This window comes from Candidatus Absconditicoccus praedator (assembly GCF_021057185.1).
Taxonomy (GTDB): Bacteria; Patescibacteriota; Gracilibacteria; order Absconditabacterales; family Absconditicoccaceae; genus Absconditicoccus; species Absconditicoccus praedator.
The window spans coordinates 947,941-973,025 of record NZ_CP054059.1; the positions used below are offsets into that span (position 1 = coordinate 947,941).

Genomic DNA, 25,085 nt, shown 5'->3' on the forward strand with positions numbered 1-25,085 from the left:
TAATTAATTAAAACACCCTTATATGGGTGTTTTTTTGTTTGAAAAAATTAAAAATCTATTGACTTTAGAAATAAAACAATTAAAAGAATTTTCCTGGTGTTTTTAAATAAATTTTTTAGGGTAAAATTGACTTTTATTATTAAAAAATCTTGAAATGCTAATTTAGGTAAAAAAAATTAAAAAATCTATTGACTTTAAAAATAAAATCATTATACACCAGGTCAGGAACAGGTAAAGAATTTATATATTAAGCCATAAAAATGATTGGTAAAATGAATAAGCTTAAAGAAGGTGTGTCTGTTGCTTCAGTTAAGCAAGATTGAGTAAAAAAAGCAATATCACTTGCTGTTGCTGCTACATTGACAGCTGGTGCAGCAAATGCCTTGGCAAATGGAGATAAAGATAATGTTAGTTGATATTCTGATACTGTTTCAGAAACAGCTAAAAGTATTAATTGGGATAAAGATGGAAATATGATTCGTTTTTCTGATACGTTGTCTTCTATGATAGATGAGAATGATATCGATCTAACTCCTGATCAAATAAAAGAAGCTTTGTGAAGAGATATATGGAGATGAGATAAGTGGATTTATGAAGATTGAGTATTGTACTTGAAAAAAGAGTGAAGTTGACAAGTTGTGTCTATACAAGAAGATTTTGCTGATGATGAAGAATTAGAATATGCAAAAGGTGTAGAGGATGCTGATACTGATTCAGGTAGTGATGAGAGAGAAACTTTTGTTAGGGCTCATGCTACTGATGATGATGTTACTGTTAGACAAAGATTTCAGGAGTTAAATATGGAAATTAGTGGATGATTAGGATTTGTTGATATGAATAATAATAGTCTTTTGACAGCAGATATATGAGCTGCATATTTGCATCCATCAGAAATGTGGGGAGTATATGGTGAATATCAAAATGTAGAAAGAGGTGAAGCTAATAGATGGATGTTTTGATGAGCTTTTCAGGTGCTTGATAATTCTGTTACAAATGTTACAACTCAATTCCTTGAAAGAAATATTGAAGTTGATTGACATGTGGGTGAAACATCTAGATTCTCTATATGAGCAGAACATGAGCAGTATATAGGTGATGATATTTTTGATAGTGTAGGAGGAAGATTTGTATATAGAACTACTGATTCTGAAGAAGTATGACAAGATTGAACTTATAAATATCACTGGGAAGGGGCTGATGTGAATAGACTAGAATGAACTACAGGTGTGTTTTATCCAGGAAGAGATGATATTAAATGAACTTTATCTGCAGGTTATGAAAGAACTGAATATGATATAACAGGAGGTGCAGATGATTCATTGACATGATCTCTTGAATGAGTTTATCAACCAAGAGATGATGTTAGAACTAGTTTTTCATATAGACATTCAAATACTGTAGATACAATGAATGTGTCTGCGTGATGGCATTTTGCTCCTGATCAGAGGTTGACAGCAGATTATACTCATTATAATTATGATGATGCTGGTCCAGAAAATACAATAATGTTTAATTATACTATCTGACAGTGAGGCGGTTTTGGAGAGTTAAGAAATCCATGAGGTGATGTTGGTTTGGATTTTGAAAATTTAAATGCTGTTCAGTGAGTAGATGGTTTTGATTTAGATGGTAGAAAGTATGTAGAAGAAATAGAAGAAAAGGAAGATCCAGAAGGTTTGAAGGCTGATGATTTTATTTTGTCGGATGATGTATGATCAGGTAGCGTTGAAGGTGATTGGAAAGAGCTATCAGATGTAAGATGATGAAGTGGTGAGTACTCAGCAATGTTTGAAAATTGAGAAACAGAAATAAACACAGATAAATGAAATTGGAGAATAGATGGTGATAAGCTTACTTTCAATCCAAATGACGATACTGAAGGTGATGATACTGTTTCCCTTGTTATAGAAAACTGAGAATGAAAAACTACTACAGTAGAGTCAACAGTTAGAAATATTGATACTACTGAAGAATGAGTTCCAGAAATAATTGACCCTGAAGAAGATGGTTGAACATACTGGTTTGAACCTGGAGAAAGAACTCAAATTAAAGTAGAATTTGACAGAGATCCTTCGGATTTTGATGTAGATCTTGTTTGATGATTTGAATGAGCATATCAATGAACTGCAATAGATTGAAATACTATGAGAATAGAGATTATTGCAACAGATACAGATCAAACTACTTGACAACTTATTCTTCAGAATAGTTCAGGAGATACTTTTGAGTTTAATTTGGCAACAAGAGAAAATTAAAAATTTTACAACCTAAATTAATTAACAAATGAAGAGGTTAATATTACTTATGTCATTATTTATTGGCTTTGCATCATCTTGATATGCATTAACTATAAATAATGTAAGTTTGGATGGGCACCCAACTACAAGTACAGAAAAATACCCATGAGAGTGTGTGACGATAGACATACAAGCAAATAATACTGGTGATGAAGATATAGAACTTGGTGATCTAAATCATGTTTGAATGATGGATAGTTACGATTTCACATTTTGAACAGAGCCTGGTGATACTTTAGAGCCTTCTAGTGATGTATTTCAGGTGGTGGTAAGCTGAGAAAAATGTATTGATGAAGATCAAGAAGGTGATATATCTTTTGATGTAAGTATAAGTTATGATTGATGAACATCAAATCAGGAAACTATAGAAATAGATGTTTTGCAATCAGATGATGTAGAAGATGATGAATGAGATCTTAGGATAAATAGAGATTGGTCGTATAAAAATGCAATTACAAAGGATGATGATTATGCTTGGATAGAATTTTCTTGTAATAAATCTTCAACTGCTACTACTGATATGTGAGAGTTTGTAGCTCCAGGTAGTTGAACTGAGGTAGAAGTTTCTCCTGGTCAAGTAGCAGAAATACAAGTTTATTCTGGTGATTTGGATCTTTGAGAAAATCAAGTTTCTGTATCTTGTGAGACAGAAGATGAAACTGATACAAGAAGTTTCAATATAGAAAAATATGTAAGTGAAGAAGAAGCAGAAGAAGCTAGAGAAGATTGAGATATTGATGATGATGAAATAGATAGATATACTTCTTCTTCTATAGAGATGTCAGGCAATCTTTCTGCAAAAACAGATCATTGACAGATAAGTTTGTCTTGGGATAAGGCTGAAACAGACAATGAACATAATTTCGACCAATATCGTATTTATGTTTTCGAATCTGGTGAAGATCCATCGTTTGCTTGATACAACTACTTGACTGCTATTGGTGATATTGATAATACAAGTTGGTGAGGTCCAAAAAGAAATAGACATTGAGTAAGACTTAGTGAATGAGATTATGATGTATATGTTGTAGCTTTTGATAGAAGATGAGAAAGATCTAACTCAATCAGTGAAACTATAAGTATATGAGAACCAGAAGATGATGAAGATACTTGGGAAACTATAAGTTCTAGTGCACTTCTAAGGTCTTCTAGGTATAGTTCTTATACAAATGGTGAAAGAGTTTTTGATCAATGAAAAGGTATTATCTTCAACAGAAGTTGAATAAGAACATTTTTTGAGGAAGATATTAGAATAGGTGGCATAAATAGAGATGATAATATAACACAAAGAAAAGAATCTTGGGATGCAGATTTTGAAGAGGAATTGTGAGGAGAGGTTCAACAAAGAATATTTCTTGGTGTGGATGAAAGAAATCTAAGGTTTAATAATCCACTTAGAATAGATATACCAGTACCTGAAGATTGAACATATTCAGTAAAAGCTAAACATTACTGAGATGATGACTGGTCAACAGATGGTTTGTCTACTGAATCAGGAAGTTGTAATAATGGAGTAGCTCAGGACTGAAAGGATACAGTTGTAGCAGAAGATAGAACAGCTACAATATATACTTGTGCTGCATCTGAATTTGTAGTTTATGGCGAATCAGATGAAGAAGATGAAGATGATGATGTTGCTCCTACTAGAAGGTGATCTTGAGCAATACGACAACCAAATCTTGATGAAATACCAGATGAAATAAGAGAAAGATCTGAAACAAAAGAATATGTAATAAATTGAAGAACAATAGAATTCAAAATACCTAACTTTAGAAACTTTTCAGATATGCAAAGTGTTGAATTATTAATAGACTTGTTTATTGAAGAGATAGAGAAAAGATGAGTATTGGGAGATGATTTGTATGATGCTGTAAGTTATTTCAATGAATTCTTGTTTTATTTGAAGATGTTTAAGGATTATGACTTGTCTGCTGAAGATCTTGAAGAGGCAAGAAGAAATGCAAGAACATCTGCAAACAAATTTATGGAAATCTTGTGAAAATATGATGAAATAACAATACCAGAAAGTATAGATGATGTAGAACTTGAAGATGCTTTAAAGTTTATGTATGAAAAATGACTTACCAAATACGATAATGCAGCAGAGTATTGATTGTATCGTAATTTGTTAAGAGAAGAATCATCAAGAATGTTCTCTCAATTTGCCAAGGAAGTGTTAGAAATGAGGCCAAATTATTCAAGAAATTGTAGTTTTAGTGATATTTGACAAGCAGACTGAACACTTGTTGAGTATATAAGACAGGTTTGTTATCTTTGAATAATGAGAGGTTCTCAAGAAAAGTTTTGGCCTAAAAATCAAATAACAAGAGCAGAATTTATAACAGTACTTATCAGGTCTACTATAGGAGATATGAATGAAGATCATGATCCTTGGTGGATAGAATACTGGGCAGTAGCTGTTAGTGAATGAGTATCAGAAAATGAAAGTCAAGAGCAGATGGAAGAACCAATTACAAGGTATGAAGCTGCATTAATGTTTTATAGAACATATAATGAATTAGCAGACTAATATTTGACTGAATTCGTCCTGGTTGTGTATACAATCAGGACGAATTTTTTTATTGATTTTTTGGAGTTTTAAATTATAAACAAATATTAAAATGGCTTAATATTAATTTTTTAGTAAATGTTATTTAAATTCTAAAAGTCTGATGCATGAATTATATAGAAGAAATTTTTGGTACTAGTATTGAAAATTATTTGTCTTTGTCTACAGTGTTTTTTTGAAATACAGTATTTGAGTATATATTTGCCTTTTTAATGTTTTTATTTGTATTTTTTGTGTTAAGAATTTTTAGAGCTGTGATACTAAAAAAACTTTCTAATATTTTTTATAATACAAAATCTGAGTTTGACAGTTTTATTATAGGTCTAATTCAAAATACTCCAAGGTATGTATATATTACAATTTCTATTTATATTCCACTCAAATACTTATTTTTACCTGATGAGATTGATATAACAATAGATGCTATATTTCTTGTTGTGATTTTGTTGCAATTTATAAGAATAGCTACTGAGTTGGTGAAGTTCTTTTTGGCAAGGACATTATTAAATGAGGAAGATAAAGATTCTTTGACAACATACAATTTGCTTTTGGTAATAGCAAGAGTTGTTATATGGACTACTTCTTTGTTGTTTTTATTGATAAATCTTGGGTTTGAAATAACTCCACTTTTGGCAAGTTTGTGAGTGTGATGAATAGCAGTAGCATTTGCATTACAAAATATTCTGCAAGATATATTTTCTTCTATTTCTATATATTTAGACAAGCCATTTAAAATATGAGATTTTATAGCAGTTAACTGAAATTTTTGAACAGTAGAGAAAATATGAATCAAAACAACTCGTATTAGAACACTACAGTGAGAACAGCTAGTTGTCTCAAATCAAGATATGACAACAGCCAGTGTAAATAACTTTGGGGAAATGGAAAAAAGAAGAGTTGTTTTTGAATTTGGTATAGTTTATGAAACTCCTGTAGAAAAAGTAAAAACAGCCAAAGAAATTGTAAAAAATATTTTTGAAGAAGATGATATAAAATACTACACAGAGCTTAATAGAGTGCACTTTAAGGATTTTTGAGATTTTTCACTGAATTTTGAAGTTGTTCATACATTCAACACAAGTGATTTTGATATTAGAATGGATGTACAAGAAAATATAAATATTAGAATAATGGAAGAGTTCGAAAAAAATAATATAAATTTTGCTTATCCAACACAGGTTGTTTATAGAAAGTAGTGCACAACTGGATTTAATGATGTTGATTTTGTGTGTGTTTTTTTTAAAATTACACATATTTAAAATTTATAAAAAATTATGTGACAACAAAATAATACTTCTCAAAAAGATCAAACTCAAAACAAAGTAAAACAATGATCTAAACTATCTATAAAAGCATTTGTAATTTGATGTGTTGGTTTTTTCTTTTTGTTTTTGCTTTTGGTGATTTTTGGTTTGTATTTTGCAATGCACAACCCTGAAGTTTTATCAAATATGGGGTTGGAAGTAGATACTGTTAGAAATATGTTGATGCTTTTTGCTGTTTTGTTTTTTTGATTGTTGTTTTTTGTGTTTTTTATTATGCTTGTTTTAAATGTTTATAGGCTTATTACTACAAAATACTGAAAGTTAAAATATGCTTTTGGGAGTGGAATTTCTTGATTTATGTTTTTGATGGTTATTATACTTTGAGCTATAACACTTATTAATATTGGTGATATGACAGGTGAAAGGCAGGTTGTTACATCTAACTTAGTTAATCCTTACCTTGTAAGAGAATGATGAAATTTGGAACTTTTGGGCGATGAACCGAACATAGCTCCAGCTTATTTTAGGTTTGAATTGAATACGGTTGTTTTTGAGGAAAATTTTGGTTCTCAGGTTTGATCTATCCAAAATATTGAATCGTTTGAATTGGATTGTGGTAATTGACAAACTTTGTCTGCTGGTGGTGAACTTTTTTCTGATGATGCGTTTTTTGATTGAATGTGTCTTTTTGAGGATGATACAAGTTATGATATTACTTTGACAACAAATTATTATAGTCCAGAAACTCAAGAATGAGAATCCATATCTGATGATGTGATAAATCTAGATTTTGATTCCAAGGTAGACCTAACTGTGGATGGTGGTTCTTATGATTTGAGTAGTGCTGGTGATCAAATAATAGCATGAGCTGTGCCAGCTAATTTAAGATTTGATGCAGGAGATGTTTTTACTGATCTAAATTTGCCTAATATAAATATAGAATGGGACTTAAACTGAGACTGAGATATTGATGTTGAAGATACCAGTAGTGTAACCCATACAATATCAGATCCTTGAGTTTCAGAAATAAGGTATAGGCTTCCAGATGTGTCAGATAAATTTTATTCTATAAGACTAAGAACACAAGAGTCAAATGCTCCAGCATGTGATGTTGATTTTGAAGAAAGATCAGGCTGACAGTATGATATAGATGTATCAGTGCCTTCAGCTGTTTCTGCAGATGCATATACCTATGTAATATACAACGAGGATGATTGAGAAGAACATGAAGTTGTTGAAACTTCAGATGATAGTATAACTGAAGAAATTCCTTGATGAAGCAATTATATAATTCAGGTAGAATATGAAACTTTTGATTGAGAGGTGGGATTTTGTGAAACAGAATCTTTTCATGCTTGAGCAAGTGATTATGAACTTGATTATGATCTTTGAGCTATTTTATGATCTGATGATGAAATCTCTAATTTAGAGCAAAATGATGAGTGAGAATATACAGCTGGTAGACTGCCTGTAAGATTACAACTTCAAATAAATGGACTTGAACCAGAACCAACATGAGATTATAGAAAAATAGTAAGACTTGATTGAGATAGAATAATGTGAAGAGATTGAGAATTTCGTGAAGTAATAAGAGAAGAGTGAGAGTATACTATACAAGTGACTATTGAAGATGATAGAGGGAATGAAATTCAGCGTGATATTAATCTTGTTGTGGAAGAAGCTCCTTTGGAAGCAAGGCTTGATGTTAGTCCAGATAGTTGAGAAAGTCCTTTGGATGTTACTTTGGATGGATCAATTTCAAATTTAAATGTAGAAGATGATAGAATTGCTTACTTTCATTGGGATTTTGGTGATGGAGAAAGTATAGATAGTACAAGTGATGGTGTAGTAGAGCACACTTATGAGTTTGATAATGAAACATGATGAAGATTTACACCTAGTGTAACTGTAGAAACTCATGAATGATTAGAAGATACTGCAGAACAAGATATTGTGGTTCAAAGAGAAAGAAGAGATTTAGATATATCTACACCAAATAATCCAACTCAATCTGCAAGTGTATGAGAGAGGGTTGAATTTGAAGTAGATGTTGATTGAATGATTGATTATGTAGAATGGGATTTTGATGATGGTAGTAGTATGAGTGGAGAGTGAAGACAATATACTGAAGTAGGAAATACTTTTGAAGAAGAGTGAACATATAGGGTGGAAGTTGAAGTTAGTTTTGAGGATTCACCATCTGTTAGTGGAAGAATAAGAATTGAAGTTGAGTAAAAATTTAAAATTATATTGTATTGTATGATTTGTGGAAATGATGCATCGTCTGAAATAGTGAAAAAAATTTTTAATCTTATTGAAAAAAATAAGGTTGATTCTAATTTTGTGTTGCTAAGTTGACCCTCAAATGTAGGGAAATCAACTCTTGTCAGAAAGCTTTCAAAAAATATATTGAAAGATTTTTATGATAATGATTTTTTATTTGTTAAAGATTTATCTTATTATCTTTGAAAAAAACATTCTTTAAAAGTTGATGTTTGAGAAAAAGATAGAAAAATAGATATTCCAAATGTTTGAAGTTTTTATGATATGTGATCAAGACAAATTATAGATTGGTGTCATAAATCAGCAAATTCTTGAAAGAAAATAATACTTTTGGAAAATATTGAAAGAATGAGTAATTCAGCTGCTAATTCACTGCTAAAGTTATTTGAAGAGCCTCCAAAGCAGACATTTATTTTTGCTACTACAGAAAACAAATTTTCAATAATTTCTACTATTTATTCAAGGGCATTTATAGTGAATTTTTATAGTTTGAATTATGAGGAGGTAGTTTGTTATTTGGAGTCTGATTTTCCAGATACTGATAAGAGAAAGTTGGAGCTTGCTGCAAAATTTTCTTTGGGAAGATTTGGATTTGCCAAAAAACTTTTGAAATCTACTGCAGACTTAAATTTTGAGGATATTGAATCTTATTTTGAAAGATTTGTTAATCTTTTGAATTATTCTTGAAATTATTCAGAAAAATATAAAATATTGGAAAATATTAAAAAATCTTGATGGATAATGATTTTTTTTGATATTTTGGCATATCATTTTTCAATAAAAAAGCAATTTGATAGATTGGAACATATTTTTTATGCAAGAAGACTTATAGAATGAAATGTTTCTTATGAAAATGTTTTTTTAGATTTTTTGCTGAATATTGATAATGTTGAAAAAAAGGTATAAGCTGACTTGAAAAGATATAAATTTTTTGTTCAAAAAACAAAATATTGTACATTGAAAATATTTTTCCTTTTTTTGGTTTTATCAATATCCAAATAGAAAGTACAACCAGTTTGCTTTTCAGGTGCCTTTGAAGTTGTCAAAAAAAGCTACTACTAGGAATTTTATAAAAAGACAGCTTTTTGAATATATTAAAAAAAAACAATATGAGAAAAAAACCTTTAATTGATGATATTATAAAGTATTTATAGTTTTCAACAAAAAAACTATTGCCTTTTTGAAAGAAAATGTTGAATCTGAACAAAAAAAACTTATAAAAGAACAAATACTTGATTTTTTTGCTTTCAGTTTTAATAATCTAAATAAATTTTTATGAAAGAGGTAAAGTCATATCTTCAACATATTGTTGATAAGGTGAAGTCTAAAACAAAGCAAATTAAAGATAAAAATGAGAAAGAATTCAAAGAAATCGAAGAAATTGATAAAAAAGCAGATTGATCAACAAAAAAGTCAAAGACTCTAATTGAAAACGTTACTCAAAAAGCAGATTTAAGGTCGATACTAACATTTTGGCTTGTATGAATTTTTGTAGTATATCTGTGATATGTGCTTTTTGATTCTTTGGATCTTTTGTATTTGGTGTTGGCAGCATTTATAATTTCAATTGCAATGGAAGCAGTTATTGATATTTTCCAAAAAAAGCTTCCAAGAATACTTTCTATAGTGTTGGCATATTTGTTTTTGTTTATGTTGCTATTATCAGGTTTTTTGGTAATAGTACCTTTTGTGCTTGCTCAAAGTGCTGATATAGTTCAAATATTTTTGGATATGATAAATCAGCTTCAAAAAGATTTGAGAACCGAATGACTTAGATATGTGATAGAAACAAGTAATCTTATTCCTTGAATTATAAAACAATTTATACTTGAATGATTACAGGATAGAGAAGTTGTGATGGCAATACAATATGCTATCCAAGAAAATATATCTCAAATAGCATCTTTTGGTACGAACTTTATCAATAATATTTGAGGAATAGTGGTTTCAATAGTTGGTGGATTTTTTTCTGCTTTGTTTCAAATATTTTTGGTGTTGGTCTTGGCTATATTCTTTTCTGCACAAAAAGATTCTGTTATAAACTTCATAGCTTGAGTAACAAACCACAAAGAATATATGATACTGAAAATACAAAAACTGTATAGAAAATTGTGATTCTGGTTGAAATGACAGTTTTTATTGAGTATCTTTATATTTTTTACTGTATTGTTGGTGTTGAACACTATAGCAGTATTTGGTTTGGATTTGCCCAACAAATTTACGCTTGCTCTAATAGCATGAATTACTGAGTTTATACCAATAATATGACCTATATTGTGAGCTATACCAGCAGTGCTTGTGGCAGTATCTGAGTACTGATTGATTTGATTTTTGGTGATAGTTATAGTTTATACTCTTATTCAGTGATTTGAAAATTATGTATTGGTGCCAATGGTGATGAATCATGCTCTTTGAGTTAATGCTCTTTTGATACTGATAGCAATGCTTATTTGAGGTTCTTTGATGTGATTTGTATGAATTGTACTATCAGTTCCAATTGCAGTGATTGCAAATTTGATATTTGAGGATATAGTAAAATAAAAAATTTATACTTAATCTATTTTTATGAATATTGAAAAATTCTTGTGAAGTAAAACAAGAGCAGGTATTATCAAATATCTACTTTTCAAAAGACAGGGGATCTCTATGAGAGCATTGGAGACAGATTTGGCTTGGTCTTTTACTGCAATAAAGAAACAAGTAGATAGTTTACTAGAGGCAGATATTGTTACGATCAAAAAAGATCAAACTAAGTGGTCTATATATATAAATGATCAAGTGTATGATCTTGTAAGAAGAATATTTCTTTATAGTTTGGAGTTCGAGCTGCAAAAAACTTTTTCTTTGTATCCTTGAATTGTTGAAAAGTATTATCTTTGAAAAATTTTTTGAAATAATATAAATGCAGATATGGTAGTTGTATATAAAACAACAGATCCAGAATTTTTATCTGATATGAAAAATAAAATTTCTGAAATTTTTGTTGATTATTATATAGATAATGTGGGAGTAGTTTTTATGCAATCTTGAGACTTTCAAAGAAGATATAGACTTGCAGATAAGTTTGTTTTAAATCTAATAACAAACTCATAATGGTGAAAGAGGTTTTTTATCCTACAAGTCCACAAATTTTGCATGAAATGGTGGTGAGTCTGACTGTATCTGTACAAAGTTTTGTGGATGAAAATTTATCAGTACATCCCAAAATAGCTTTGGTTCCAAATGATTATTATATATATTCTTGAGCTGTTATGGCTTCTGCTTATTCGGCTTTATCCAAAAACAAAGATATCAAAGAAATTATCGTAGTTTGAAGAAATAGTGATAAAAGTTTTACTTGATATTGAGTTCCAAGTTTCTGAAGTATTAAAAATATTTTGTGAGAGAAAAAGGTATCATCAAGAGTAAAACAATTATTGGATGAGTATAAAGACTTTCACTGATTTGATAACGATGAGATGTTTTCAAACATAGATTGTCAGATGCCTTTTGTGTTGTCAACATTTAATATCAATTCTTTATTGCCTGTGATTGTTGGAAGGACAAATAAATATATAAAACTTGTAAATTTTTTATCAGAAGCAATAAAAGAAAAGCATGTGGCAGTAATAATAAGTAGCAATATATCTAATACACAGTGATCTTGAAAAATAATAAAAAAAGACAGTAAGCAAGCACAGGCAATTGTTCAAAATAACCTTAGAGATTTGCCATTTTCTTGAGATAGTTCAAATATTTTATTAAGAATTTTTTCTTCTGTTTGTAAAAAAAGATGATATGATATAAATCCTTTGATTTATTCAAATTCTTCAGATTTTGATAAAGATTCCAATATTTCAAGGTGATATTTTAGTATGATTTGATGAATCTGATAAGTTTTTGATATACTAATTAAACTAATATTTTATGATGAGAAATATTGTAGTGTTGGAAAATATTCGTAGTTGTTATAATGTATGAAATATTATAAGAACTGCTGATGTTTTGTGATTTGATGTTATTTTGTCTTGATATACTCCTTCTCCTTATCAAAATTCTAGAGTTTCCAAGACTTCTTTGGGTGCAGAATATAGTATTGATATTTTGGAGTTTTATAATCCCACTAAGACGATTGATTATCTTCAAAAAAATAATTATAGTTTGATAGTAGCAGAAAGCTTTGGTTGAGAGAAGTTGTCAAAATTTTTTGATAAAAAAAATCTTGATAGATTTTGTATAATTTTTGGGAATGAAAAAAGTTGAGTGTTGGAAGAAACTATAGAAAAGTCTGATTATTTGGTGTGAATCCCAATGATTTGAAAAAAAGAGTCTTTAAATGTTTGACAGTCAGCAGCAATGTTTATGCGAGAATATTACAGATTTTTAACCTAAAAGAAAACCGGCTTCTGGAATGCCAGGCCGGTTCATTTTATTTGTTTTTTTGTTTTTTTGGACTGTCAGTAGGAATTTATCTTATCCCTAGTTTATCTGACTGTCCTGATAGGTTTTGTTGCTTGCAACATTTTGGTAAAGTTACTAAGCATAGAGGGAAATGCCCTTCTCAAAACCCATAGAGTGGTGCTGGTGGAGGTGCGCCAACTCTTTAAGTTTTGATTATGTTAATATTATAGTAATTAAAAGAAAATTTACAAAAGAAGGGATTGTGTTTGTTGTTTTTTTGTGTTTGATATGTGACAACTTTCTAAAAAAATGTGTAGTATGCTATTTTGTGATTTATTTTGGTGAGCAAGATAGAAAAAATTAAATATATTGAAATATTTAAAAAAATTATTATATTGAGGGTATGGGGATGATATGGTTTCGATGAAGGTGTAGTACAGCGGATAGTGGCCTCTACTGGATGATAGTACCCCAGTATAAAATAATCTATCCCACAAAAAGTGCAGACAAAAACTTAAGATTGAGTGCAGCACAAAGCTATGCAGTAGCAGCATAGTTTTGTCCTAATAAAGAGGCTTAGGCTGCCAAAAATCCCACAATTGACCCCTTCTATATTGTGGGACAGATAATAAGAAGGGATTTGTTTAACAAATTAATTAAAAGGACTATATGCCTGCTTGTAGGCTGAAGTCGCCTTTCTTATGAGAGGAGTAAATATGCAAGCTATGGGGGTAGAAGCTATCTGTTGTAACCTTCAGACATGGGTTCAATTCCCATCATCTCCACCATATAATAAAACTACAAGGCACTTAAACTACTTTAAGTGTTTTTATGTTTACAAAAATTTTTTAAAACTCTAAAAAATAAAAAATATAATTTGAGATGTAATGAAAGGAATATATGATGAACAATAGGGAGTGAAAGAAACCTTTTGCCGTTGGACTGATGACTTGCTGTCAGAAGATGAGTAACTAGATTGATGCATGTGATTTCTGTAAAAGAAGCACTATCAGAAGAAAATTATCAAGAATATTTTAATACAGCCAAAGAAAATCTACTAGATCATATATGAGATGATAGGTACAATTATCGACAAGATCCTGTCACAAGAGAAGAACTGGATGCATACTTTCACTGATGAACTATAGAATATCCAAGATGAAATGAAATCCAAATTCCAGCTTGAACTATTTCAGAAGAACTATACGAACTAGCAATCCAGAAACTAGAAGAAGTAGAACAAGCAAGATAGGAAAGGAGAGAAAAAGAGTAAGAACAAATAGAGTAATTCAAAAGGATGATGGATTGAGTATTTGATTAATTTTCTATTTGAAACTCTAACATACCTTAAATTTGTTTGCAAAATGAAGCATAATCCTTAAAATTATTATCAATATCTTGAGCTGATAATTCACCCATAATGAATGAAGAACAAACAAAACAAAATTTCATAGATACCAAGCTTCAGCAAGCAGGATGGGATATTCGCAACAAAAATCAAGTCTACAAAGAATTTCCTATTCATCAAAACTGAACTACTTATTATGCAGATTATGCGCTATTGGATACAGACTCCAAAGTTTTGGCAATTATAGAAGCCAAAAGCGATATCAGAAGCTCCAGAGAATGATACTATCAAGCTTTGAATTATTCTGCTGGGATAGAGCAACACCAGGATTTTGCTCCTTTGGTGTTTTTTAGTAACTGAAAACAAATTTTCTACTGCAATCTCAAAACTCCACCAAGGCAGATTAAAACTTTTTTTAGCAAATCCGATCTCAAAAGAATCACCACTCTCCAGAAAATACAACAACCAGCAAGCAACCCCAAAGTAGACAACAATATAGCAGGTAGGAGTTATCAAATTCAGGCTATCAAATCCATCACGGAATGAATTGATAGGTGAGAGAGGAAGTTTTTGCTGACAATGGCTACTGGTACGGGGAAGACAAGAACTGCAATGTGACTGATAGATGTATTATTGAGGTCTTATCATGTCCAAAAGGTTCTTTTCCTGTGTGATAGGACTGCACTTAGAGATCAGGCTTTCAAAGACTGATTCAAACAGTATTTTCCAAATGAGCCCAAAAGTTTGATTGTTTCAGACCAAACAGATGAGAATTCCAGGCTTTTTGCAGCTACTTATCAGACAATGATAAACTATCTTGATAAGTTTAGTAGTTGATTTTTTGATATTATCATAGTTGATGAGGTTCACAGAAGTATTTTTTGACAATGGAAGCAAATCCTGGACCATTTTGATGCCTACAAAGTGGGTCTTACAGCCACTCCGGTAGATTATGTAGAAAGAAATACTTACGAAGAGTTTGATCGTAGAGAACAGGATCCTACTTTTGCTTATACTCTGGATGATGCAATCAATGAGTGATACCTTGTCCCTTACAAAGTACTTTTGGCAAGGACCAAAGTTCAGATACAGTGAATCAAATGAAGGCAATTACCCTGACATCTCAAAGAGCAGTTACAAAGAGAATGAAAAACTCCAGAAGAATACAATTTTGAGTGAGAAGATATCAACAAAAAAATCAACAACAAAGACACCGACAGGGCTATAGTTAGGGAGTTTATGCAAAATTCTATCAAAGCAGAAGACTGACTACCTTGAAAAACCATAATTTTTGCTGTAAATCAACTACATGCAGAAAATCTGCAGCAGGCTTTTGAGGAGATGTATCCTCAGTACAGGGATTTTGCAGTAGTGATTACTTCCAATGTAGAAAGAGCATCTGAAAAATATGAAGATTTCAAAAAATCCAGGACAAGCAAGCAAAACAGGGTAGCAATTTCTGTGGATATGTTGGATACTGGTGTAGATGTGCCTGATGTGGTAAATCTTGTTTTTGCAAAACCTGTGCTTTCTGAAGCAAAATTTTGGCAGATGGTAGGTAGGTGAACAAGGCTTTGTCCGGATCTTTTTGGTCCTTGAGAAGACAAGGAGTATTTTTTGATAATGGATTTTGGTATTAATTTTGATGAAGATCATGAATTTCGTGAACCTCCCAAGCAGCCCAAAAGTTTGCAGCAAAAGATTTTTGAGTCCAAGATAGATCAGATGAAGCTTTTTGAGAACAGAGAAGACAAGCAAAACTACAACAAACTAAAAAACCAGCTCCTGGAAATGGTAAATAACTTGCCGGTTAATGATGAAACTGTTCAGTATCAAGAGGTTTTGGATGAGATTGAATCTGGTAGGATTTTTGATAATATCGCAGTCAATCCTTATGAAAAATTGCAAAAAGTAGCTCCTTTGATGAGGTATTATGGCAAGCACAGTGTAGATGAACTTAGGTTTTTGGAGAAAACAAACAGGCTAAAATCTCAGATAATACAGTGAGAGGTAGATGACACAACTCAAGACAAGATAGCTTCGGATATCAATGCTTTGGCAAGAAATATTAGCAATGTAGAGCAAAAACAGGACAAGCTGGACAAGGTTTTGTCTCCTTCGTATTGGGAAGATATGGAGTTTGGGCAGATAGAAGAGTTGGAGCAGGATTTTACTCCTTTGATGAAGTACAAGGTCAAAACTTCCAAGGATATACTGGTAACAGATATCCAAGATGATGTGATAGAAAGGAGGTGGATAGAGTATGAAGAGGGTAAGCAGATGCCTTCTGAAAAGTACTGGAAGGAGTTTGAGCAGACAATGGAGGAGTTGACCTCTTCGCATCCGGTAGTGCAGAAGCTTTTGGGTGGTGAGGAGTTGTCTGATGATGAGATTTCTATGCTGGAGCAGGAATTAAGTAGTAATGAGTACAGGATGAATTTGGACAATCTAAGGAAAGCTTATGGTAGGCCTACGGCAAGTTTTAGGCAGTTGGTAGAAGTTGCTCTGGGAGTTGGTGATATGCCCGACTGGGAGGCAGAAGTAGATAGGTTGGTAGAGGAGTTCATCAAGGAAAGTAATTTTGATTCTAGGCAGATAATGTTTTTGAGGGTTTTGAAAAGTATGTTGATACAGAAAAAGGAGTTGAATGTGCCGGATGATTTTTATTCGCCTATGGTGGAGAATAGTTTGGGGATAGATGCTTTTGATAAGTTGTTTGGGGATGATGAAGCTGAGGAGATCAAGGAGTTTTTGGAGAAGTTTAGGTTGGGGTAGAAAAATTAATAAGTTTAAAGATAAAAATTGAAAACCAGTTAAATATTTTCCACTAATTATATTTTATAAAGTATATTTTTTGAAAAAAATATTGATTTTTTGTAAACTTTATTTATAATGAATAAAGTTTTTATTTTATAAATTTATTTTTTAACTGTCTAATACATGTTATAATGGTCCTTGTTTATTCTTACTTAAATGATGAAAAAGATGTAATAGAAAGCATAGTCTGATCTTTTGATCAAGATATACAACAAAAATTAATTAATAAAATTGTAGCAAGTATAGAATTATTTTGTCAAAATATGAATCTGGATGGCAAAAATTCCAAAAATGCTACTGGTCCTATATGCTATTTTTTGATATCTGTGCCAAACAGTAAAGAATTATTGAGAATATTCTTTGCTTACCAAAAAGGTGAATTTGTTTTGCTAACATCATACTTGGTAAAACCAAAACATTATAGCAAGAAACAAGAAATCAAAAAAGTTGAAAAAGATTACGATAAACAAATCTCTTTTTCCAAAAAAATATATGATGATTTTATAAGCAAGACTTACAAATACGATTATTATGATATTACAGACCGTTTTAAATCATAAAACATACTCAAAATGCCTATCAAAAAAAAGACAAATACAACTTGGGAAAAACATATTGATCAAAATGAAATTGATTTGTACAAAAAAAGATTAACTATCTGAACCAATATTTATCATTGGAGAAAGTATAGATGACTTTCTCAGTCAGAGCTTGCTAAGAAATCAGGTCTTACTCAAGCTATCATTTCCAATTTGGAAAAATGAGAATACAATCCTTCTTTGGATGTTCTTACCAAATTGAGTAATGTTTTATCAGTTCCTTTTGAGATTTTGACAAAGTCAGTTATTTCTTGGAAGATGTTGGAAGTAGTAGATTATATTTTGCAAAAACTTGATAAATTAGATATTTTGAAAGCTATGAAGCTTTTGTATTTCATAGATTATGAAGCTCATAAAACTTTGGGCAACAAGATAGTGTGAATTAATTATTATCGTTGGCATTATGGACCTTTCAATAGTGAAATATATGTTTTGGATAGTATTTATAGTAAGACCAACAACAAAGATTTTGAAGCTAAGTCGTTTTTTGATAAAAACTTGGTTTTGACAAGTTATGAAAAAAAGTTTATAGATAAAGTTTTGGATGAGTATGGAGATCTGGATAGTGTTGCTTTGATGGAAAAGTCTTATGATACTGAGCCAATGGCTGATTATCAAAAATGAGATAATAATGGTATGGGGAATTTAGTTTTTTAGGTTAGAGGTTATATGAAAAAGTTTCAGAAGAAGTATAATTTTAGTTTTTAAATTAATAATATGAATAGATTAATTAAAACCAAATTTTGAAAAAACTTTATTTATTGATATATTGAACCTTTAGTTTCAAATAAAAGAAAAATTTTTGAGTCTTGGTGAAAAAATATAAATTTACAAAATTTAAGAAAATGTCAAAAGTGAGCTATTTATTGAGTTTTATCACATTGGACAATTTCAACCAAGCCCTGAATTGTAGTAATGCCAACTTGAACATGAAAAACTGAAACTTTAATATCTTTGATACTATATGCAAAATTAAATAATATTTTAATAATTGTACCTAGTGATGTTTTGCGCAAACAAACTTATGAAAAAATTTTAGAATTATGAGTTCTGAAGGAAAACTTAATTATAAACACAAAAATTAAAAATCCTTTAGTGGGAGTTTTATATCATTGAGATTCTCAAGAGAATATAAAAAAAATTTGTAAAAATTCAAATATTATAATTTCTACTATGAAGCTTATTAGTAATTTAGATGATAATTCAAAACAAGAACTTATAAATAATCTTGATTATTTTTTTGTTGATGAAGCTCATCATTCAAAAGCTGAGACATGGGATGCTTTTTTGTGAAAGGCTAAGGCAAATAATAAGAGAATAGTTAAGTTTACTGCAACTCCTTTTAGACAAGATAATCAAATTATAGATTGAAGTATTGTATATAATTATTCACTAAGAAAAGCTCAGAATGACTGACTATTTAAATCTATAAATTTTCTTCCAATAGAAGCTTTTGATAATACTGTTTCTGATAGTGAAATTGCTGAAAAATCAACACAACAACTTAAAAATGATAAAAATTCTTGATATTCTCATATATTAATGGTTAGAGTTTCGAAGATTTCAAGAACTAGTGAGGTTTTAGATCACTATAAAAATATTTATGATGAGTCAAAAATAGTTACAATTCATAGTGATTTGAGAGACTATAAAAAAAAAGAGATATTAAGGGGAATTAAAAACTGACAATATGATGTGGTTATATGTGTTTGAATGTTATGAGAAGGGTTTGATCTTAATATGCTTAAAATATTAGCTTATCATGATAAATATAAAAATTTATCAACAACTTTACAACTTCTTTGAAGATTTTCTCGTAGTTGAGATGAAGAAATTTGAAATGCAACTATTATAACAAATATACAAGATAAAAATATCTCTCAAAGTTTGAGTGATTTATATAAAAATAATGCAGATTGGAATTATATTATTAGCCATAAATCTGAAAATACAATAGAATCTCTAAAAATAAAAAAAGAATTTTTTGAAAATTTTGAGAGTAATTTAATAGAGGATTGATGAGAATATGAAAATTTAAGTTATAATATAAAAGAAGATAATTTTATTATACCTTCAAGTACTGAAGTTTACGAAACATATAGTGAATTTGACTTTAAAAATTGTGCTACTATTTTAGAAAATGAATGATATTTAGTAAACTATAACATAAATGAAAATATCTTATATTCATTAAAGAAAGATAAAAAAAATATAACATGGATTCAAACTAAAGATATATATGATATTCAATGGAGTTTTTTTGTAATGTATTATGATAAGAATACTTATAAAATATTTATTTATTCTAATTCAGAATCTTTCAAAGAAAATATAATTAAAAAATTTAACTTTCATCAGTCTAACTTATGAAAAAAAGTTTTAAATATATATGAAGATGATTATATTGATAAAATAAAAGTATTAGGAAGATCTAACTTGTCAACTCAAGAAACTACAAGTTATAATTCTGATATGTGAAAAGATGTTATAAAAAATATATCTGATTTAGAAAAGTATTTAAGTACAATAAAAAATGTATCAGCTAGTACTTTTGGATGATGAATTAGTAAAATTTTAGGTACTTCATGTAAGTGAAAAGTATGGAATACTGAAAAAGTAGATTTATTTGAATGGAAAAATTGGTGTGTATATGTATCTTCAAAAGTGTTAGGTAATGAAGTTTCTGAAAGTGATTTGCCAAGAATTTTTCAAGGATTTGTTAATGAGTATAATTTATGAGAAAATATTAACTATTTAGATGCAGAAAGAATTGTTTGAATTTTTTGGAATGAAAAAATTTATAGTGAAGAAATTAAAATAAGTGATCATGATATTTATGATTATGATTTAATTATAGACAGAGATAATATAGATAAAGATAACTTTATAATACCTTTAAATATTGAAAATCAAGAATGTACTATTAGGATTAAAATTTATTATGATGAGGAAGAAAATAAGATCAGTGTTTCATATTATGAACAACATGATTTGTATATAAGGGTAAATGATGATTATTATGATTTAGTTGATTGGATAAATAACAATCCTTTTTATTTAAGGTATATTGATAATTCATATTTAGATGATAAATTATATTATAAAACTTGAAAAAGTTATGTTTTTAATAATAATAGATTAATTAGCTGGAATTGGAGTTGATATGATATAAAAAAAGAAGAGCGAAACGGTAATGATAATTGTGACAGTGTTCAAAAATGTGTAATAGATAATTTATTTCAAAATAATTATGATATAATTTTTTTTGATCATTGAAAATGAGAAATTGCAGATATTATAGGTATATATATAAGTAATTGAACTATTAACTTGGATTTATATCATTGTAAAACTTCTTGATCAGGAGCTCCAAGAAATCAAATAAATGATTTGTATGATGTATGTTGACAAGCTCAAAAAAGTGCAATTTGGAATAATATAAATGAAATGTATACTCAAATAATTTATCGTTCTAAAAATGCTTCTAATAGCAAGTTTATAGAATGAAACAAAGAAGAATTTGATAAAATAATAGAAAATCGAAAAAAATATAGTTTGGAAGTAAAATATTCTGTATATGTAGTAAATCCAATGGTAAATTTATCTAGTATTCAAGGTAATACTAATCAAAATCAATTGCTGGGTTCTACAGAGTGATACTTAAAAGACTTTTATTGAATAGATTTTTATGTTATTTGAAGTTAATTTGCTACCTAGAATATAGATCGTGCTAAAATGTTGTAAAAAATAGGAAAAAGTTTATATATAATTAAGTTGCAAAAAAATGAATGAAAATTATAAATTAGATGAAAGAAGATTAAAACAGTTCTTAATGTCAACTTTTCTTGTTATATCAGTATTTGAACTTATAAGTAAACCATTTGTAAATTATCTTTTAAATAATTTTTATATAAATTGTAACTCTGGTGAATATTTATTATGTAATATTATAAATTTTTTTCCATTTTGGATTTTTTCTATTATACCATGAGTATATGATCATTTTTTGACTGTTGTGATGTCTCTTTTTTTAACTTGAGTAAGTATATATTATATTTTTAAATTTTCACAGCGATTTTTAAAACATGAAGATGTTAGAAATTATATGTATGAAGACAATAGGAAAGAATTGTGCTACGATAGATTTGGAACAACATTATTATTAACTTTTTTTATTTTTTGAGTAATTATCTTAATATTGTATCCTATATTTTGATTGTTATTTTTAACTGCAGTTATATATGATTCAAAATTTCAACATGAAAGAAATAAAGAAACTTTTTATAATTAATTTATATTAATAAAAATAATAATGCAAACAGTTAAACTTTGAGATATTTGAAAAATTGTTACTTGATCAACTCCTTCTACAAAAGTACCGGAGTATTATTGAGATGAATATTTACGAGTATGTCCAAAAGATTTGGATCAAGGTATATATGTTTTTGATACAGAAAAAAAACTTAGTAGTATGTGATTTGAAAAAATGAAGTCAAAACATATTCCCGCTTGAAGTGTTATGGTGTGATGTATTGGAAATATTTGAAAATGTGCAATAGCAACTGAGAAAACTTGTACTAATCAACAAATAAATTCTATAATACCTGATGAAAATAAGGTTTATAATAAATACTTATACTTTTCTATAAAATTTTATGAGCAACTATTTCAAACAAGATCAACCTCCACAGTTGTTTCAATATTAAATAAAAAATCGTTTTCTAATCTTGAAATCCCTCTCCCAGATCTTTCAACCCAAAAAGCCATAGCCGACAAATTGGAGAAGATAGAAAATCTGATAGAAATGAAAAAACAAGTCATATCCAAAACCGATGAGCTAACAAAATCAATATTCATTGATATGTTTGGTGATCCTTACTTAAATCCAAAGGGGTGGGAAATAAAAAGAATTAAAGATTTAGTTACATCTGTAAATTATTGAACTTCTAAGAAGGCTTTTGAAGAAAAAACACAAGGAAGTTATGAAATATTAAGAATGAATAATATTACTTACAGTTGAAATATTAATTTAGAAAGTATGAAGTATATTAATTTGGATACTGAAGAAGAAAAAAGAAAGTATCTTTTAGAAAAATGAGATGTTTTGTTTAATAGGACAAATAGTAAAGAATTAGTTTGAAAAACAGCAGTATATGATCTTGATATGCCAAGAGCTTTTGCTGGGTATTTGATAAGGATTAAAGTTGATAAGGAAAAAATTTTACCTATCTTTTTATCTACTTTTTTAAATTCTGATTATTGAAAAAAGGTTTTATTTACTATGGCAAAGAGTATTGTTTGAATGGCAAACATAAATGCTAAAGAAGTACAAAGTATAAAAATTTATCTTCCACCTTTGGAACTCCAGCAGGAATTTGCCAACAAAATTCAGCAAATAGAAGCTAAAAAACAGCTTCACCAACAATCCTTGGAAAAACTTCAGGAGCTTTATAGTTCGCAAATGCAGGAGAGTTTTAGGTTTTAAAACCCCCTCCCTTTGGGTATCCCCCTTATCAGGGGGAGAACATCAAACCCTCCACTGCAAGCGGTTCCCTTCTCTTGTCAGGGAGGAAATTAGCCCCCTGATAAGGGGGGCAGCTCGGCAATTTTGCTGAGCGGGGGGTTGTTTCTGTTTACTAAACTATTTACCAACAAATCATAATGAAATGAAAAACAAGCAATTCATAGATTATGATAACGAAAGAAGCTTGGTTTTACAAAAATATTGAATCATAGTTATTAGATACAACAATTACGATATTTTCAAAAATCTAGAAGCAGTGCAAATTGATTTGGAAAATAAAATTAAAGATAGGTAAAAAGAATTATTTTAAAGCTTGAAAATATAAATTTACCTTATCTTCATAAGTATAATCTTTCAACTTGAAAAAACTTACCCAATCGATAATATGAAAATAATTTAAGTAAATTAATCTATACAAATGCTAAACTCAAATCCTCAACTAAAATCAAAAATAGAAAAATTATGGGATACTTTTTGGTCTGGAGGGATTTCCAATCCTTTGACTGCTATAGAACAAATTTCTTACCTTATTTTTATGAAAAGACTGGATGAGATAGACAAACAAAACCTCAAAAAATCCCAAAGACTTTCTGGTTTTGATTATACTTCTGTTTTTGAGTGAACTTTTGAACACAACGGCCAAAGCTACGACAAACAAACTCTTAGATGGTCACATTGGTCTGAACTTCCAGCAGAGCAAATGTTTCCCTTCGTTAGAGACGTTGTTTTCCCTTTCTTGAAAACCTTGGAGAATTGACACTGATTTACCTGAAGCCTCAAAGATGCCTCTTTCCTGATACCCAAAGCAAGTATGCTTGCCACTTCCATAAATATCATAGAAGAACTTAATATTACCGAACAAAACGAAGATACAGCTTGAGATATTTATGAATACTTACTTAGCGAAATCGCAACAGCCGGCAAAAACTGACAGTTCCGTACCCCAAGGCACATTATAGAAACTATGACAAGTATTGTAAATCCTACCAAATACGACAAAATTTTGGATCCTGCTTGTGGTACAGCTTGATTTTTGATATGAGCTTACAAACATATCCTGCAACAAAACACATCTTCTACTGGAGTTATCCAAGACGAAGACGGCCAACATTACCTTGCTGACTTGCTTACAGAAGAAGACCGAAAGAGAATAAAACAAAAAAATCTACACTGATATGATTTTGATAGTACTATGGTAAGGATTGCAAATATGAACAGTATAATGCATGGGATCTCCAATCCAAATATTGCTTATGATGATACTTTGTCCAAGGGCTTTTCTCACCAAGAAGAGTTTGATGTAATTCTTGCCAACCCGCCATTTACCTGAAGCATAGACAAATCTGATGTTCACAGTGATTTTACTATATGAACCAACAAGACAGAACTTTTGTTTGTAGAACTTATTTACAACAAACTTGTTACCTGAGGCAGGGCAGCAGTGATTGTACCGGATTGAGTGCTTTTTGGAGCTTCAAATGCACACAAAAAACTAAGGAAACTAATAGTAGAAAACTCTTGATTGAATGCAGTGATTTCTTTGCCAGGATGAGTTTTCAAACCTTATGCTTGAGTTAGCACTTCTATACTTGTATTTACCAAAGGTGATACTACCCAAAAAGTATGGTTTTATGATGTAGAAAAAGAATGATTTAGCCTAGACGACAAGAGAACTCCATTGGACAAAGACCAAAACGACCTACCTGATTTGATCCAAAAATATCAAGAAATAGTAGAAAAAAGAAATTATGATGCGGTTCCTTGAGAAGATGATCGCTGGTTTTTTGTATCCAAAGATGAGATAGTGGACAACGACTATGATCTAAGTATTTCCAGGTACAAAAATATAGAATATCAGCCAATAGAGTACGAAAAACCAGAAAAATTAATCCAGGATATCAAAGATATAGAAAGCAATATATGGAAAAAGTTGGAGGAGTTGTAAAAATATATTAAGTTTGTTTTGTATTGTTATTATATTTAGAAAAATCTAATATCTTAGA

Annotated in this window: 19 protein-coding genes and 1 other RNA gene; all 20 read left to right on the plus strand. The window is 29.7% G+C overall.

Annotated elements, in window-relative coordinates; all coding sequences use genetic code 25:
• Positions 1-260: 260 nt before the first annotated feature.
• Positions 261-2,255, plus strand: a complete 1,995-nt coding sequence (locus HLG78_RS04590) for a hypothetical protein (RefSeq protein ID WP_231176900.1) — start codon at positions 261-263, stop codon at positions 2,253-2,255.
• A 28-nt stretch (positions 2,256-2,283) separates the two neighbouring features.
• Positions 2,284-4,827: an S-layer homology domain-containing protein gene (locus HLG78_RS04595; RefSeq protein ID WP_231176904.1), complete on the plus strand. Its 2,544-nt coding sequence runs from the start codon at positions 2,284-2,286 to the stop codon at positions 4,825-4,827.
• A 146-nt stretch (positions 4,828-4,973) separates the two neighbouring features.
• The gene (locus tag HLG78_RS04600) at positions 4,974-6,062 is read left to right on the plus strand and encodes a mechanosensitive ion channel family protein (RefSeq protein WP_231176941.1); all 1,089 of its coding nucleotides are present in this window, start codon (positions 4,974-4,976) and stop codon (positions 6,060-6,062) included.
• A 78-nt stretch (positions 6,063-6,140) separates the two neighbouring features.
• On the plus strand, positions 6,141-8,366 hold the full coding sequence (locus tag HLG78_RS04605; RefSeq protein ID WP_231176958.1) for a PKD domain-containing protein: 2,226 nt from the start codon (positions 6,141-6,143) through the stop codon (positions 8,364-8,366).
• Positions 8,367-8,390: 24 nt separating this feature from the next.
• Positions 8,391-9,320, plus strand: coding sequence for an AAA family ATPase (locus HLG78_RS04610; RefSeq protein WP_231176961.1), 930 nt, complete (start codon positions 8,391-8,393; stop codon positions 9,318-9,320).
• Complete coding sequence (locus HLG78_RS04615) at positions 9,301-9,702, plus strand: ribonuclease P protein component (protein ID WP_231176964.1); 402 nt, start codon at positions 9,301-9,303, stop codon at positions 9,700-9,702. The genes HLG78_RS04610 and HLG78_RS04615 overlap by 20 nt, the downstream gene beginning before the upstream one ends.
• Positions 9,690-10,955 carry an AI-2E family transporter gene (locus HLG78_RS04620; RefSeq protein WP_231176967.1) on the plus strand — a complete coding sequence of 422 codons (1,266 nt, stop codon included), beginning with the start codon at positions 9,690-9,692 and terminating at the stop codon, positions 10,953-10,955. The genes HLG78_RS04615 and HLG78_RS04620 overlap by 13 nt, the downstream gene beginning before the upstream one ends.
• Positions 10,956-10,979: 24 nt before the next feature.
• Complete coding sequence (locus HLG78_RS04625; RefSeq protein ID WP_231177123.1) at positions 10,980-11,507, plus strand: hypothetical protein; 528 nt, start codon at positions 10,980-10,982, stop codon at positions 11,505-11,507.
• Entirely contained in the window at positions 11,507-12,289 is a 783-nt protein-coding gene (gene amrB, locus HLG78_RS04630) for an AmmeMemoRadiSam system protein B (protein ID WP_231177126.1), read from the plus strand. Before HLG78_RS04625 ends, amrB begins: the two co-directional genes overlap by 1 nt.
• Before the next feature lie 31 nt (positions 12,290-12,320).
• Positions 12,321-12,785: a TrmH family RNA methyltransferase gene (locus HLG78_RS04635; RefSeq protein ID WP_231177129.1), complete on the plus strand. Its 465-nt coding sequence runs from the start codon at positions 12,321-12,323 to the stop codon at positions 12,783-12,785.
• 414 nt (positions 12,786-13,199) lie between these two features.
• Positions 13,200-13,582, plus strand: a transfer-messenger RNA (tmRNA) gene (gene ssrA / locus HLG78_RS04640).
• A gap of 89 nt (positions 13,583-13,671) precedes the next feature.
• Positions 13,672-14,046 carry a hypothetical protein gene (locus HLG78_RS04645; protein WP_231177206.1) on the plus strand — a complete coding sequence of 125 codons (375 nt, stop codon included), beginning with the start codon at positions 13,672-13,674 and terminating at the stop codon, positions 14,044-14,046.
• A 168-nt stretch (positions 14,047-14,214) separates the two neighbouring features.
• Entirely contained in the window at positions 14,215-16,917 is a 2,703-nt protein-coding gene (locus tag HLG78_RS04650) for a type I restriction endonuclease subunit R (RefSeq protein ID WP_231177209.1), read from the plus strand.
• Positions 16,918-17,090: 173 nt separating this feature from the next.
• The gene (locus HLG78_RS04655) at positions 17,091-17,519 is read left to right on the plus strand and encodes a hypothetical protein (protein ID WP_231177214.1); all 429 of its coding nucleotides are present in this window, start codon (positions 17,091-17,093) and stop codon (positions 17,517-17,519) included.
• Between the two features lie 12 nt (positions 17,520-17,531).
• Positions 17,532-18,215 carry a type II toxin-antitoxin system antitoxin SocA domain-containing protein gene (locus HLG78_RS04660; RefSeq protein WP_231177215.1) on the plus strand — a complete coding sequence of 228 codons (684 nt, stop codon included), beginning with the start codon at positions 17,532-17,534 and terminating at the stop codon, positions 18,213-18,215.
• A 60-nt stretch (positions 18,216-18,275) separates the two neighbouring features.
• On the plus strand, positions 18,276-21,263 hold the full coding sequence (locus HLG78_RS04665; RefSeq protein ID WP_231177222.1) for a DEAD/DEAH box helicase: 2,988 nt from the start codon (positions 18,276-18,278) through the stop codon (positions 21,261-21,263).
• A 79-nt stretch (positions 21,264-21,342) separates the two neighbouring features.
• On the plus strand, positions 21,343-21,849 hold the full coding sequence (locus HLG78_RS04670; RefSeq protein ID WP_231177225.1) for a hypothetical protein: 507 nt from the start codon (positions 21,343-21,345) through the stop codon (positions 21,847-21,849).
• Positions 21,850-21,870: 21 nt separating this feature from the next.
• Positions 21,871-23,043 carry a restriction endonuclease subunit S gene (locus HLG78_RS04675; protein WP_231177238.1) on the plus strand — a complete coding sequence of 391 codons (1,173 nt, stop codon included), beginning with the start codon at positions 21,871-21,873 and terminating at the stop codon, positions 23,041-23,043.
• 181 nt (positions 23,044-23,224) lie between these two features.
• Positions 23,225-23,377, plus strand: a complete 153-nt coding sequence (locus HLG78_RS04680) for a DUF559 domain-containing protein (RefSeq protein ID WP_231177290.1) — start codon at positions 23,225-23,227, stop codon at positions 23,375-23,377.
• A 123-nt stretch (positions 23,378-23,500) separates the two neighbouring features.
• On the plus strand, positions 23,501-25,027 hold the full coding sequence (locus HLG78_RS04685) for a class I SAM-dependent DNA methyltransferase (RefSeq protein ID WP_231177317.1): 1,527 nt from the start codon (positions 23,501-23,503) through the stop codon (positions 25,025-25,027).
• Positions 25,028-25,085 lie beyond the last annotated feature (58 nt).